The 13,763-nt window shown below is 36.1% G+C and carries 12 protein-coding genes; 6 read left to right on the top strand and 6 right to left on the bottom strand.

Annotation, left to right across the window (positions count from 1 at the left end; all coding sequences use genetic code 11):
• Positions 1-4: 4 nt before the first annotated feature.
• Positions 5-1,333, bottom strand: a complete 1,329-nt coding sequence (locus tag HC728_RS11830) for a GGDEF domain-containing protein (protein WP_017020276.1) — start codon at positions 1,331-1,333, stop codon at positions 5-7.
• Positions 1,320-2,693 (bottom strand): GGDEF domain-containing protein, encoded by a 1,374-nt coding sequence (locus HC728_RS11825; RefSeq protein WP_017020277.1) that lies wholly within the window; start codon positions 2,691-2,693, stop codon positions 1,320-1,322. Before HC728_RS11825 ends, HC728_RS11830 begins: the two co-directional genes overlap by 14 nt.
• Before the next feature lie 601 nt (positions 2,694-3,294).
• Here HC728_RS11825 and HC728_RS11820 point away from each other — a divergent pair.
• From HC728_RS11820 to ygjK, 3 genes are all read left to right on the top strand, one after another.
• Positions 3,295-4,719, top strand: coding sequence for an amino acid permease (locus HC728_RS11820; protein WP_017020278.1), 1,425 nt, complete (start codon positions 3,295-3,297; stop codon positions 4,717-4,719).
• 361 nt (positions 4,720-5,080) lie between these two features.
• On the top strand, positions 5,081-6,076 hold the full coding sequence (gene ygjJ, locus HC728_RS11815) for a protein YgjJ (protein ID WP_017020279.1): 996 nt from the start codon (positions 5,081-5,083) through the stop codon (positions 6,074-6,076).
• 130 nt (positions 6,077-6,206) lie between these two features.
• A complete protein-coding gene (ygjK, locus tag HC728_RS11810) occupies positions 6,207-8,585 on the top strand; it encodes an alpha-glucosidase (RefSeq protein ID WP_190395528.1) in 2,379 nt (792 codons plus the stop codon).
• Between the two features lie 80 nt (positions 8,586-8,665).
• Here the strand turns inward: ygjK and HC728_RS11805 are convergent, their stop codons facing one another.
• Positions 8,666-9,061, bottom strand: coding sequence for a DoxX family protein (locus HC728_RS11805; RefSeq protein WP_190395527.1), 396 nt, complete (start codon positions 9,059-9,061; stop codon positions 8,666-8,668).
• 18 nt (positions 9,062-9,079) lie between these two features.
• Positions 9,080-9,502: an organic hydroperoxide resistance protein gene (locus HC728_RS11800; RefSeq protein WP_065604777.1), complete on the bottom strand. Its 423-nt coding sequence runs from the start codon at positions 9,500-9,502 to the stop codon at positions 9,080-9,082.
• Between the two features lie 150 nt (positions 9,503-9,652).
• On the opposite strand from HC728_RS11800, the gene HC728_RS11795 reads away from it, so the two are divergent.
• Positions 9,653-10,120, top strand: a complete 468-nt coding sequence (locus tag HC728_RS11795) for a MarR family winged helix-turn-helix transcriptional regulator (protein ID WP_065604778.1) — start codon at positions 9,653-9,655, stop codon at positions 10,118-10,120.
• A gap of 142 nt (positions 10,121-10,262) precedes the next feature.
• Positions 10,263-10,931: an OmpA family protein gene (locus HC728_RS11790; protein ID WP_005422307.1), complete on the top strand. Its 669-nt coding sequence runs from the start codon at positions 10,263-10,265 to the stop codon at positions 10,929-10,931.
• 165 nt (positions 10,932-11,096) lie between these two features.
• Here the strand turns inward: HC728_RS11790 and HC728_RS11785 are convergent, their stop codons facing one another.
• Positions 11,097-11,267: a hypothetical protein gene (locus tag HC728_RS11785; RefSeq protein ID WP_017020289.1), complete on the bottom strand. Its 171-nt coding sequence runs from the start codon at positions 11,265-11,267 to the stop codon at positions 11,097-11,099.
• A gap of 56 nt (positions 11,268-11,323) precedes the next feature.
• Here HC728_RS11785 and HC728_RS11780 point away from each other — a divergent pair, with 56 nt between their 5' ends.
• On the top strand, positions 11,324-12,022 hold the full coding sequence (locus tag HC728_RS11780; protein ID WP_011263211.1) for a metal-dependent hydrolase: 699 nt from the start codon (positions 11,324-11,326) through the stop codon (positions 12,020-12,022).
• Positions 12,023-12,079: 57 nt separating this feature from the next.
• Here the strand turns inward: HC728_RS11780 and HC728_RS11775 are convergent, their stop codons facing one another.
• The gene (locus HC728_RS11775) at positions 12,080-13,741 is read right to left on the bottom strand and encodes a methyl-accepting chemotaxis protein (protein ID WP_065640984.1); all 1,662 of its coding nucleotides are present in this window, start codon (positions 13,739-13,741) and stop codon (positions 12,080-12,082) included.
• Positions 13,742-13,763: the final 22 nt, after the last annotated feature.

Below are 13,763 nucleotides of genomic sequence, written 5' to 3'. Positions count from 1 at the left end.
TATATTATCCTTCAAATACCGTTACTTTGTTTCTTCCTGCATTTTTTGATTGATATAATGCAGTATCCGCCATTTTTAGCGTTCGTTTAAAAGATAATTTCTGCCCTATAGCTGCACCTATAGATACAGACACATTCATACCAGCAATTGGGCTTTCTGAAACCGATATTCTTATTGCTTCAGAACGATTAAATAAATCAATACAAGAAACATTACTTAAAACAATAACGAACTCTTCACCACCCCAACGAATAGCTAAATCATCACCTCTAATGCATTGTCTTAAACGACGACATACCTCAGTTATGACTTCATCTCCTTTAAAGTGACCGTGTTTGTCATTGATTTCTTTAAATTTATCAATATCCACAATAATAATAGATTTACCTGACATATGATTAAGTTTCATTTCATAAAAGTCACGACGATAAAGCCCCGTCATGTCATCGAGTGTGCAATAAAAAATAAATTTTCTTAATGTTTTTTCAATAAAAATGAACCCGCAAGTAATAACAGATGCAAATAACAAACTCCATATTATTATATTATTTACATTAATTGATAATCCCAATATATTTCCTACTGGAGAACAAGGAATATCTATTGAGTTATCTAAAGTAAAAAATGGATTTTTATCATTGATATAGTATAAAAAGCTAAATCTATCTTTATTAAATTGAGTTAACCAATTATTAAATACAGTATCTTTAATATCCAACAGAAACATTGCAGTTAAATTTTTGTTAACATATATAGGGTAAAATATACTTCTAACCTTTTGTTCCGAGATTTTCTCAACGTAAGATTCTGTTAATTTCAAGTCGCACAATGATAGAATATGATAATTGCTTGATATATTTTCATTAATCAATATTCTATCTATCCAATTGTGATCATATTTCATATCTGAATTTAGATTAACATGGATATCTCGTAAAGGCTTAAAATGTGCTGTATTTGAATCTGTATTTATGTCCGACTTTTGTATGATTGCAATACTCCAATAGTCATCACCAATATATTTTCTAATCTCTGTTTCTAATAAATTTATTCCTAAAGATAACTCCTTTACCTTACTATTTTCATTCACCATTACCGAAACTTGATCAATAGTATACGTCCCTTTATATAACTCTACCGTATTGGTATTCAAATAATATGGTGTTATCTTTCTGATCGTATCATAAAGTTTATTGATGTTACTTTGAAATTCCATTTTAAACGAATCTATTTCTAATCTGTTATATTGATACAATACATATCCTGACAATATGAATGAGCATAAGAAAAATCTCATGTACATATTATTTTTATCCGCATTAATTGAAATCATAGTTGTTCTTATCTAATGTAACTCTATTACGACCTGTATTCTTAGAATCATAGAGAGCTGCATCAGCTCTTTTTATTACATCATTAACTGATTCAAAATCTCTTTGTTTAGCTCCGCCAATAGATATAGTAATATTTATTCCATCAATCGATTTATTTTCTATCACTTTTCGAATAACTTCTGCTTTATTCATAAGATCGTCTTGATCGATTTTTTGAAAAATAACTATGAATTCTTCGCCTCCCCACCGGATCGCAATATCATTGACTCTAATGCAGTTTTTTATACGATAAGAAACTTGTTGAATAACAATATCTCCAAAATCATGTCCGTAAGTATCATTTACTCGCTTAAAATGATCGATATCTATCATTAAAAATGAAGCTGACTCTAATGCTTTTAACTTTGGCTCATAAAAATCACGGCGATAAAAACCCGTCATATGATCATAACTTCTCATTATGCTTACTTTTACATAAAAATAATAACCACATAATGCGGCAAAGAAGACAATAAAAGATATATAAAAGCTCACAACTAATATTGAAAAAATATCAATACTGACACCTGGTGAATATTTATCAGATGTATATGGCAATGCAAGAGTAAACGTTGCCCAATTAGCACCTTTACCATAATAAAAATGAGTCCAGCGTTTCTGGTTAAAGTTTTCAATTAAAAGAGAATTCCACCCTCTTTTAATATCTACAATAATAACCGACGTTAGCTTTGTATCTAAGTAAATAGGATAAATAACTGAGTATATTTCTTCACCAGTCCATTGCTCTTTATATATCTCAGTAATTCTAACATCGTCATGATGAAAAGATTTATAACTAATTTTCAAGCTTTCTAAATTAACTATGCTTTCTAATATATTAGAATCATGCAATGATTTATTATTAAATCTAAGATAACCATCTCTTAAAGGCCTGAAATATGAGTTTTCTGTATTTTCATGATGCAATTTATCTATAACAGCAACAGTCCAGATATATTTTGACTCTATCACTTCAGATAAGCTCTTATAAAGCTGATTTATAGCTGGAGATAAAACCTTAACGTTTCCCAACTTATTAACAATAACGCCTACGCCATCATTATCATGAACACCTTTTTTTAAAGGTATCGTATCCGAATTTATATAATACCCATGAAAGCGCTTTGTTACATCAACAACCTTTTGATAGTTAATGTGAATGCTTTTTTCCAAAATTGATATGGAATATATATGATAATAAATTATCGATGCTAAAACACCAAAAAACAAAACAACGAATAAGAAGAACTTCTCTAGACCAAATAATTTAACATTAATCATTTTAAATTTACATACTACAAATACATATAATTCATTCACAAAAATGAATCATTCTATGATGACAAAATAATTGCTATATCAATAAAACTAATAAATAAAAACTCAAAATAGCTCTATCAGTTTAACCTTCTGTTGTTTGTATTGAATGAAAGTGGTTTAGGTTTCCGTTCTATTAAAGACAATTAAAATTAAATATTTAGGCCTTATATTAGATACATTAAATTTTGCTACCTTATATGCTGCAATCTCAAAAAGGTCAATATTTATATTTAATTGATTATAAATAATCAATCTCTCACTATAAATAATTTCATATAATTATACTTATTGAAACATTTATTAATTTATATGAGTATTACATTAGGTAAAGTCGCGTTTTATAGATTTAGATAATGAATTAAACATCTATTGCTGTACCAATGAACTGTTTATTGAAGGCGAATACTAACTGAATACAGCAACACTTTTATAAACTTCATCCAACTAGACTAGACCATCATCACACTTTGTTTGTTTTTTCTTCATTATTTAATGACACATCTCACAGTAACTTTTAGTAAAATTAATTACTATAATTTTACTAAAAGTTACCTTACATACAAAAATAACATTAACGCAAACATATAGGAATGCAATAACTATGTCTGAATCTGTACGAGGCACAATAGGTAAGTTTGCCTTGCTGTCTATGACAATGGCCGCCGTATTTAACGTGCGTAACATTGTAAACAACAACATTGAATTGGGATTAAGCTCGGCCCCTATCTTTTTGCTAGCGACTATTGTCTACTTTATTCCATTCGTTTTTATCATTGCCGAATTTGTATCTGCTAATAAAAACTCTGAATCAGGCATGTATGACTGGTTAAAACAACCTCTGGGAACAAAGATGGCCTATCTAGGCTCTTTCTTATACTGGTTTGTAAATCTATTTTGGTTCGTATCCCTACTGCCAAACGTAATTGCTTATGCTTCATATGCAATGCTAGGTTATGAATACTCTTTTTCACCAATGGTGACATCCATTATCTCTATTGTGTTATTTGCAGCAGCCACACACATATCGACCAAAGGCGCATCATGGTTAGGTAAAATATCAGAAATGGTTGCTTATGGTGTATTTGCCCTGTTTGGTATCTATGTTATCGGAGCATTAATGGCGCTTGGTGGCGATCATACCCCTGCTCAACCAATTACGATGGAAGCAATGACACCAACCATTAATTGGGCAACTCTTGGTATTATGTGTTGGATCTTCCAAGCTGCCGGTGGTGCAGAAACCGCAGCGGCTTATTTAAAAGACGTAAAAGGTGGTCAAAAAACCTTTATTAAAGTCATTATCGCAGCAGGTATTTTAATTGGTGCTATGTACGCTGTTGGTTCTTTACTTGTAAATGTGTTCATTCCACGTGAAAGCTTAACGTATGCTGGCGGTATGGTTGAAATATTTACCGGTATGGCTCAGTACTTCAATATTTCTGAAGCTCTAGTCGGTCGTTTTGTTGGTATCGTTCTATTCATCGCAATGTTTGGCTCAATGATGATGTGGACCGCTGCACCAGTTAAAATCCACTTTTCTGAAATTCCAAAAGGTGTCTATGGTGAAAAAACAACTGAGTTAAATGAGCATGGTGTTCCTGTTCGCGCAGCTTGGTGGCAATTTGCTTTTGTATTTGTCATGCTTGTTGTTAACGGATTTGGCTCTGAATCAGTACAAGAGATGATGAATACTGCAATTAACTTAACAGCAGGTACTGCAATGTTACCGCCTATTTTCATCATGATTGCCTACTTTGTTTTCCGTCTAAAGTTTGATGACACGCCTCGTGATTTCCGCATGGGTTCTCGTCATTTCGGTATGGGTGTTGTATCTGTTCTTATTCTTATCTTTGTTGTAAGTATGACGGCTTCAGCCTTCCCAACAGGTGTAGATTTAATGAAAGCCTTCTTTATCAATGTCTTTATGACCATGATTTTCTCAGCACTTGCTTACTGGTGGATCTCTCGCTTCGAGAAAAAACAAGCAAAGAGTCAAGAGCTCAAAACAGCAACATCAACCAAGTAACACGAAACAAATTAGCATTTAGTTTCCCCTAGATATGACAAAAGGCACTGATAATATTCAGTGCCTTTTTTATTCGATTAATCTATGCAAGATATATTAACGCTCAATTTTCATTGATAAAACGGTAATCGTAGCGATTCTAAAAATCAAATCATGTGATTTTTCTACAAGTAAAATTTAGGTAAATATAAGTAAAAATCGTCTTAACATACTCACACTTTTCCCTTTAGAGCCTACTATTTCAACCTTCTCATCGATATTCTTTCTCTTATTGGTCATCGCTACAAACACAATTACAGAAGCGTTGGTTCCCAATATTTACCTATAAAAATGAATTCTACTATAGTGAGAATATTTACATATGAAACCTACTTTTGCGAAGCTGTCACTACTTTCAACTCTACTTTTAACAGCAAACGTTCACGCCATTGAAACTGATTTTTACGGTGAAATGGGAATTGGGGGAAGAACGTTTTTTGATGGCAACGATAAAGGCCGTTACAGTGATGGAACATATATTGAAGGAGGTCTTGCCATTGAAGAAGGAAATTGGTTTGGCCTCATTTATGGTGAAGGTTGGACAGTCCAAGCTGATGACGATGGTAATGCATGGGCTACTGGTCATGGTTGGGGTGGCTTTGAAGGAGGTATAAATCGATTTTATGCCGGATATCGAACCGATGCTGGGACCGAATTTATTGCTGGACGCATTGACTCTTCACTCGATGATATTCAATGGTGGGGAGATGCAACACCAGAAAATGGTTATACCCTACCAAATACTCGTGACGTACACGTAGGGATCAAGATCCGTAACGAAGTTGGTGCACTTCGCTATAGCATCTCAGCAGCACCAGAGTCTGACTTTACAGAAAATGATGCGCCAGTTCATTTTGGTAAATATGATGAATACGCTAATAAATATACCTATGATGCTTTTGTGAATGGTTATATCCAATATGATATTGCCGATGATTTAACATTACTTGGTGGTGCTGAATTTACTGACGGTTCCGGTGAGATGTATTTACTAGGTGCTGAGTATAAAACCTTAGCTGCTCGTGTTTGGCATCATACAGACCAAGGTAATGAATACAGTGAAGGAACAGAAACAGGCATTATGACCAGTGCCTATTATGAAGTTGCAAAAGGCGTTTACTTATCTGCCGCATACAACTATGCAAACACAAAAATGGATACAGCAGAAAATGAAACTACCTCATATATCAATGGTGGTGTTTGGTATGAATATGCTGATGGTAAATTCGCTACCGCCATTGATTCTAAGTTTTTCATGAATAATGACACCACTGACTCATCCAACGAAATATTCATCATGCAATATTACTATTGGTAAGTAGGTCACACCGTTTATGAAGCTTGTTTAATTTTGTGAGACAAGCTTCACTGAAACTCCCCTCATTTATGACTACCATGCAAAGGTTAAATTTAGTAAAACTTTACTTAAATGAGAATAAGAATCCACTATGAATTTAAAAATTTCTGCACTTGCTGTTGCTACTGCCCTTTTTGCTGTTGGATGTACTCAAACGACATCAACGACCAAGACTTCTGATTTAAAAGCGACTCAATATAAAAACGTTATCGACCGTACAGGTTCCCCTGATTACATGCGTGATTACGATTTTGATGATCATCAACGCTTTAACCCTTTCTTTGATATGGGAGCATGGCACGGCCACCTACTACCTGATAATGACGATGGCATGGGAGGTTTCCCAGGTACAGCGCTACTAACTGAAGAATACATTAACTTTATGGCGAATAATTTTGATCGCTTAAGTGTATATAAAGATGGTAAAAAAGTTGAATTCAGCATGGAGGCATACAGTCTTCCAGGAGCTTTAGTTCAAATATTAACGTCCGATGAAGTAACTATTGAAATGACACTTCGCTTTGCAACGAACCGTACCTCGCTAGTTGAAACCAAAATTATCACAAACACTCCTGTTGAACTGGTTTGGGACGGTCAATTAATCGAAGGAAATCACGCTAAAGAAGAAAAAAGCCAATCAGAAAAAACAATTGCTGAAGAGTACCCAAATTATAATCGAACCATTGTACCTACAGATGACGGTTTGAAGGTGACTTTTGGTAAAGTGAGAGCGACTTGGTCACTGCTAACATCTGGTGAATCAGAGTATCAAATTCACAAATCGATACCTACAACAACAAAAGTTGAGGGGTTAAGCTTTAACTCTACGGCAAAAATTGAACAATCCACCACAATCTACACCACTTATTCTCACGTCTTAACTGCTGAAGAAAATCAAGAAGAACAAATTAAGATATTGGATATTTTCGCCCACCCACAACAATACTTAACGGCAAGTGAGCAACGTTGGGAAAATTATCTAGAAAAAGGATTAACAAATCCTGACGCAACACCAGCCCAAGAGCGTGTAGCCGTAAAGGCAATGGAAACCTTAAATGCCAACTGGCGTGGTGCAGCTGGTGCTATGCAATTTGATTCAGTAACGCCATCGGTTACTGCTCGTTGGTTCTCTGGAAATCAAACATGGCCTTGGGATACATGGAAACAGGCCTATACAATGGCACACTTTAATCCTGAAGTCGCTAAAGACAACATTCGAGCGATGTTTGCTTATCAAATCCAAGCTGATGACGCTGTTCGCCCATGGGATAAAGGCTTTATACCTGACTTAGTTGCCTACAACACAAGTCCAGAGCGAGGCGGTGACGGTGGTAACTGGAATGAAAGAAACACCAAACCAAGTCTTGCTGCATGGGCAGTAATGGAAGTGTACAAAACCACTGAAGATAAAGCATGGTTAGAAGAAATGTACCCTAAGCTGGTTGCTTATCATGATTGGTGGCTGCGTAACCGTGATAATAACGGTAACGGCGTTCCTGAATACGGCGCTTCACGCGATAAAGCACACAATACTGACAATGGCGATATGCTATTTACAGTTGAACGTGGTAATAAAAAGGAAGAACTTGCTGGTTTAGATAAATACCAAGAGATCATTAAATCTGGTAACTATGATCATATTGAGATCCCGGCGCAAACTGCGGCCTCTTGGGAATCAGGTCGTGATGATGCAGCAGCGTTTGGGTTTATCGATAAAGAGCAACTGGACGCTTATGTTAAAAATGGTGGTAAACGCTCTGATTGGGAAGTTAAATTTGCTCAAAATCGAGATAAAAATGGCACACTACTAGGATATTCATTACTGCAAGAATCTGTTGACCAAGCAAGCTATATGTATAGTGATAACCAATACCTAGCTGAAATGGCCGATATATTAGGCAAAACATCTGAGGCAAAAGACTTTAGAGAAAAAGCAGATAAGTTAGCCAACTACATTAATACCTGTATGTTTGATGAAGGTACTGGATTCTTCTACGATATTCGTATCGAAGACAAACCATTAGCCAATGACTGTGCTGGTAAACCTATTGTTGAACGAGGAAAAGGTCCTGAAGGTTGGTCTCCTCTCTTCAACAAAGCGGCAACTCAATCTCATGCCGATGCCGTTGTTAAAGTAATGAAAGACCCTAAAGAATTTAATACGTATGTACCTTTAGGAACGGCAGCATTAACAAGTCCTGCTTTTGGTCCTGATATCTACTGGCGTGGTCGTGTTTGGGTTGATCAATTCTATTTCGGATTAAAAGGAATGGAAAGTTACGGTTATCGTGATGATGCGGTACAAATGGCGAGTGCTTTCTTTGACCATGCTGATGGCTTAGTTGGTGACGGTCCTATTCGTGAAAACTACAACCCACTAACGGGTGATCAACAAGGTGCTCCAAATTTCTCTTGGAGCTCTGCTCACCTCTACATGCTTTATAATGATTTCTTTACTGCTGAAAAGTAAGTAGATCACATTAACTAATTAATAAAAAAGGGATATGCTTAATTTCATATCCCTTTCTTCATTGCGCTATTCACGTTTTATTATGACTTCTTTTTTATCTTGCAACACTCAGGCATAGAGTGACCTGAAAGTACGAGCAGACCAGCAAAAATACCTAAGTTTTTAATGAAGTTTTGCATTTCATGCGCCCCTTCCATTCCTGAATAATTCCAAAAATCATGTAAAGACACATTAATCACAAGTACTAAACCAGCTAATAACAAAGCGACGATCCACGTAAAGCGATTTGCAATCAATAAAATCGCAGCACCAATCTGGAAAACACCAGCGAGCCCTAGCAGAACAGGCACAAACGGCATCTCATGCTTTTCCATCAATTGAATGTGCATATCCCAAGATACAAACTTCATGATACCTGGGATTAAAAAGTACAAAGCAAGAAGTACACGCCCTGCCGTCAATAATAACGTGTTCATTTAATCATTCCTTACGAGTTAAAGTGCGACGCCATTTACAGAGAGTTTTACATCAATATTCCCTTTAACCGCATTCGAATATGGACAAACTTGATGCGCTGTTTTTACTAATTGCTGTGCTTGTTGGTCTTCTAAATCAAGCACAACAGCAAGCGCAACCGTTAAAGCAAAACCACCCGCACTATTTGGGCCTATACCTACTTCAGCAGTCACAGGAGCTTGAGTTAATTTAATTTTCATTTCACGAGCCACATGAAGAATTGCATTTGAAAAACACGCTGAATAACCTGCAGCAAATAACTGCTCAGGGTTCGTTGCTTCCCCTGTACCACCCATTTCTTTTGGATAACTTAATGCAAGCTCAAGCATATTATCATTTGTTTTTACTTGACCATTACGTCCAGCCAAAGCCGTTGCTTTTGTTGTATACAATGTTGTCATGATGGTGCCCCTTTATTCTAAATTCTATTTAATCTATAAAAATTGCCAACAATTAGATTGTGCGCAATTTAATTTCATTCAGTATATGTCGATTCTTAAATGAAATACAAGTATATTGTGCACAATCTATTTTTATTCAAAGAGGCATCAATGGAAAAACGAAACAAAACTCAAGAAAAAAATAATATTGATTCCCCTCAATTATTACTTAAGAATCAAGTATGTTTCTCTTTATACAGCGCCTCTAATGCCATGATCAGAGCATATCGTCCATTGCTCAGTACATTGGATCTTACCTATCCTCAATATCTCGCAATGATGGTTATCTGGGAAAAAAATGGCATTAATGTAAAAGATCTTGGACATGATCTACACCTTGACTCTGGCACCCTAACCCCTTTACTTAAGCGATTAGAATCAAAAGGGATAGTAACAAGAGAACGCAGCAAAGAAGACGAACGTATCCGTTTGGTTTTCCTTACAAAACAAGGAATTGAACTAAAAGATAAAGCCCTATCTGTACCTAATGGTATTTTTTGTAAAAGCCAATTACAGCTTGAAGAATTGCAACAGTTAAAAGCGACCTGTGAAAAGCTATTAGCAAATCTAGAAAAATAAGTTCACTATTTCCCTAAACACAAGGGTGACACTTATCACGTTATTATCAGTATTTTTGTCAATAACCTTTCATATAAAGCATTGATTTTTGATCATCTAGGAGTAAACTGCGCGCCACAGATGTACATAACTAGAGAAAAACATGAAAAAAATCACAATTGCGCTTGCATTACTTATTTCATTAACTGGCTGTCAGGCAACTCAACGCCAAAACGCAACAACTGGTGAGTCTGAAACAAACTCAGCAACTAAAGGCGTTCTTGCTGGTGCACTTGCAGGTGTTGCAATTGGTCTTGCAACAGGTGATAACGCAAAAGAGCGTCGTAAAAACGCATTAATTGGTGCTGCTGCTGGTGGTGCTGTGGGTGGTGGTGTTGGTTACTACTTCGACCAACAAGAAAAAGCACTACGTAATGAGCTTAAGAGCTCTGGTGTTCAAGTTGAACGTGTAGGAAAAAACGAACTTAAACTAGTAATGGACAACGGTATTGGCTTCCAATCTAGCTCATACCAATTAGATGCTAGTATCTACAACACATTAAACGGTGTTGCACGTATCCTTGTTGAATACCCAGATACAGCTCTTCAAATTGATGGTCATACTGACAGTTCTGGTAATGCAACTAAAAACCAAACACTATCAGAGCAACGTGCTGATTCAGTGCGTACCTACCTAATTAAGCAAGACGTTGCTGCTGGTCGAGTTAATGCTCGTGGTTACGGTGCTCGTTACCCAGTTTGTGATAACTCTACAAAACAAGGCCGTGCTTGTAACCGCCGTGTAGAAATCACAATTTTACCGCTTAAATAAGTTAATTCACGCATCGTTAGCCATGAATTTAACCAAAACAGAAAATAACTGTATATAAAAACAGTTAATCTCTTGTTTTCATGATTCGTTTGTATAGAATCAAAAATCCCCCACGATATTGCTATCAAGGGGGATTTTTATTTTATCCATCGAACATGCTAATTATTACTGAACAGCATCTTCAATTTTTTCAATCACAAGATCTTTTCCATCAACCAAGGTATCTTGTACTTGCTCAAAGGCATCTGAATCCATAACACTTTGAACTTCATCGCCGTAATTCATTCCAATATAGATACCTAACACGATGAACAGTAATGCAAATATTTTAAACATAATTTCTTATCTCAATTAATCAGCCTTCATATTACAAAAGAATTCTTAGAAAACCTATGGCAAATTTCAGCACACATTTAAATGTCGCCGCATTAACATCAGGTGCCGCCTCTGCAGCACTGCTTTCTGCTAACCATATCGATCTTGATACGGCTTTATGGCTTTGGTTTTTAGGTACCATTGGTGGCCTGCTGCCTGACATTGACTCAGACAATTCGACCTCTCTCGATATTATTTTTAACCTTTTTACTGTGTGTATTGTTTTACTCAGTATTCGCTACTTTACGAGTGATGCCATTAATGAAAGGCAATTTATGCTTTTAATTGGTTTACCTGTTGTAATACACCTAATTATAAAATATGGGATCCGAAACGTATTCGAGTGGCAAACGATTCATAGAGGCATATGTCATTCATTGTTATTTTTGCTCTTTTGCGGCTTACTAACCACAAACACAACCGCTTTTATTATCAATGACAAATTTAAAAATGCGGATCTATTTGCTTGGTTATCCGGCATCTTTGTATTCTGTGGTGGTGTCATTCATCTTCTATTAGACGAAATATACAGTGTTGATTTGGCCAATGTTCGTATTAAACGCTCATTTGGTTCAGCATTAAAACTGACTGATTTTTCAAACTTATCGCTATCTGCAATATTCGTAATTGCTACGGTGATTTTAGCTTTTTTAGCACCTCCAATTGATTCAAGTATTGAAGCGTTAAGTAATTGGGATACATTTAAATTATGGTAATAAAAAAGCACAAGATCTCATCAATCTTGTGCTTTTATGTATTAATTTACGTATCGATTAAAGTGTAAAACGCTCAACTAATTCTGACAGTTCGTTGGCTTTTTGGTTTAACACAATACCACCAGAGCGGTTTTGACTCGCTAAATCTGCGGATTCTAAACTCTGATCAGATACCGACACAATACGCTCTGAGATCTCTTGCCCAACCAAACTCTGCTCTTGGGTCGCTGTCGCTATTAATGAGTTCATTTCCATGATCGTATTAACAGACACTAAAATTTGGCTTAACGATTCAGATGCAGCAACCGCTTTAGTTACCGTCAATGTACTGAAATTTTTACTTGCCGCCATCACTTGTACTGCCGAATCAGAACCTGACTTAAGCGCTTCAATTCGTTGGTGAATTTGTGCTGTACTCTCTTGAGTGCGACTTGCTAGCTTACGTACTTCGTCAGCAACAACGGCAAAACCACGCCCTTGCTCACCCGCCCTTGCCGCTTCAATGGCCGCATTAAGAGCCAGCAAGTTAGTTTGTTCAGCAATATCTTGAATAACGGATAACGTACTTGCGATATTTTGTACATCACCTTCTAGTTTTGAAATAACATCACTTGCTTCATCTAATTCTGCAGCTAGCGTCTTCACTGATTCTGATGCTTCATTTACCGTTTGCATTGCAACTTGTGCATTATTATCAGCATCTTGAGCTGAACTAGCGGCTTGCTCAGCATTAGCAGAGATCTCATGAGAAGACGTCGTTAACTCTGTCATCGCTGTTGCAATTTGCTCAGTTTCAGAACGCTGATTTGTCACAACAGCATTAACTTGCGCTGAACGCTCTGACATTCGAGTGGTTTCAGCGACAACATCTTGACTCACTAGTGATACATTACTAATGATTTGATGTAGAGAATTAACGAATAAGTTAAAATTATGACTCAATTGATTAAACTCAGGAACGGTAAACTCAGGCATTCTTGCCGTTAAATCTGCATCACCCGAAGCAAATGAACGAATCGATTCATCAAATTTTTGAATTGGAGCCATAATACTTCTATTGATATAGAAGCCGATCATTGCAACAACAGCCACAATAACTAATGTGAACAACACAATCGCTTTCATACTTTGTGCAAGCTGCTCATCACTAAGCGCTTTCATATCCGCAATAACTGCATCAACATCATCAGTATAAAAACCAGTACCTACAATCAAATCCCATGCTGGAAAATAAACACTGTAAGCCAGTTTAGGTAAAGCAACAGTTTCGTTTAATTTAGGATAGTAATATGTTGAATATCCAGACTTATTTTTAGCGGCTGTAATGATATCTTGGATTAAATAGTTGCCTCTTTTGTCTTTCGCATTCCACATATTGTTACCAATATCATTGGTATTACCTTGTAAAATTCGTACACCATTGGATTGGAAACCAAATAAATAACCTGTATCAGCAAATTGAATCGGTTTTAGTGTTTCAAGCACTTCATCTATTGATTTTCCTTGTTTTTCAAGATGTTCTAATTCAGATGAAACGATATCTAAATACGATTTCAGTTCTACGCGCTTCATTTCCATCATTTGTGCGCGCGTCATATCCATTTGAGCTTGGTTAAGCGCATTGGTTTCCTTGTATGTCATTAACATGATTAACAAGGAGGTTAAAACTATTGGTAATATTGCAAGCAAATACAATCTTGATTTGATTGATAAATTCATAACTTTTCTCTCAGGTAGTTCC

It is taken from the genome of Aliivibrio sp. S10_S31, assembly GCF_014694495.1.
GTDB classification, from domain to species: domain Bacteria; phylum Pseudomonadota; class Gammaproteobacteria; order Enterobacterales; family Vibrionaceae; genus Aliivibrio; species Aliivibrio fischeri.
This window is presented reverse-complemented; position numbering and strand designations above follow the sequence as displayed.

What these genes read in the sequence shown, in the direction of transcription:
- HC728_RS11830 (WP_017020276.1), bottom strand. Translation starts at nt 1,333, where the DNA reads ATGATTTCAATTAATGCGGATAAAAATAATATGTACATGAGATTTTTC.
- HC728_RS11820 (WP_017020278.1), top strand. Translation starts at nt 3,295, where the DNA reads ATGTCTGAATCTGTACGAGGCACAATAGGTAAGTTTGCCTTGCTGTCT.
- ygjJ (WP_017020279.1), top strand. Translation starts at nt 5,081, where the DNA reads ATGAAACCTACTTTTGCGAAGCTGTCACTACTTTCAACTCTACTTTTA.
- ygjK (WP_190395528.1), top strand. Translation starts at nt 6,207, where the DNA reads ATGAATTTAAAAATTTCTGCACTTGCTGTTGCTACTGCCCTTTTTGCT.
- HC728_RS11805 (WP_190395527.1), bottom strand. Translation starts at nt 9,061, where the DNA reads ATGAACACGTTATTATTGACGGCAGGGCGTGTACTTCTTGCTTTGTAC.
- HC728_RS11800 (WP_065604777.1), bottom strand. Translation starts at nt 9,502, where the DNA reads ATGACAACATTGTATACAACAAAAGCAACGGCTTTGGCTGGACGTAAT.
- HC728_RS11795 (WP_065604778.1), top strand. Translation starts at nt 9,653, where the DNA reads ATGGAAAAACGAAACAAAACTCAAGAAAAAAATAATATTGATTCCCCT.
- HC728_RS11790 (WP_005422307.1), top strand. Translation starts at nt 10,263, where the DNA reads ATGAAAAAAATCACAATTGCGCTTGCATTACTTATTTCATTAACTGGC.
- HC728_RS11785 (WP_017020289.1), bottom strand. Translation starts at nt 11,267, where the DNA reads ATGTTTAAAATATTTGCATTACTGTTCATCGTGTTAGGTATCTATATT.
- HC728_RS11780 (WP_011263211.1), top strand. Translation starts at nt 11,324, where the DNA reads ATGGCAAATTTCAGCACACATTTAAATGTCGCCGCATTAACATCAGGT.
- HC728_RS11775 (WP_065640984.1), bottom strand. Translation starts at nt 13,741, where the DNA reads ATGAATTTATCAATCAAATCAAGATTGTATTTGCTTGCAATATTACCA.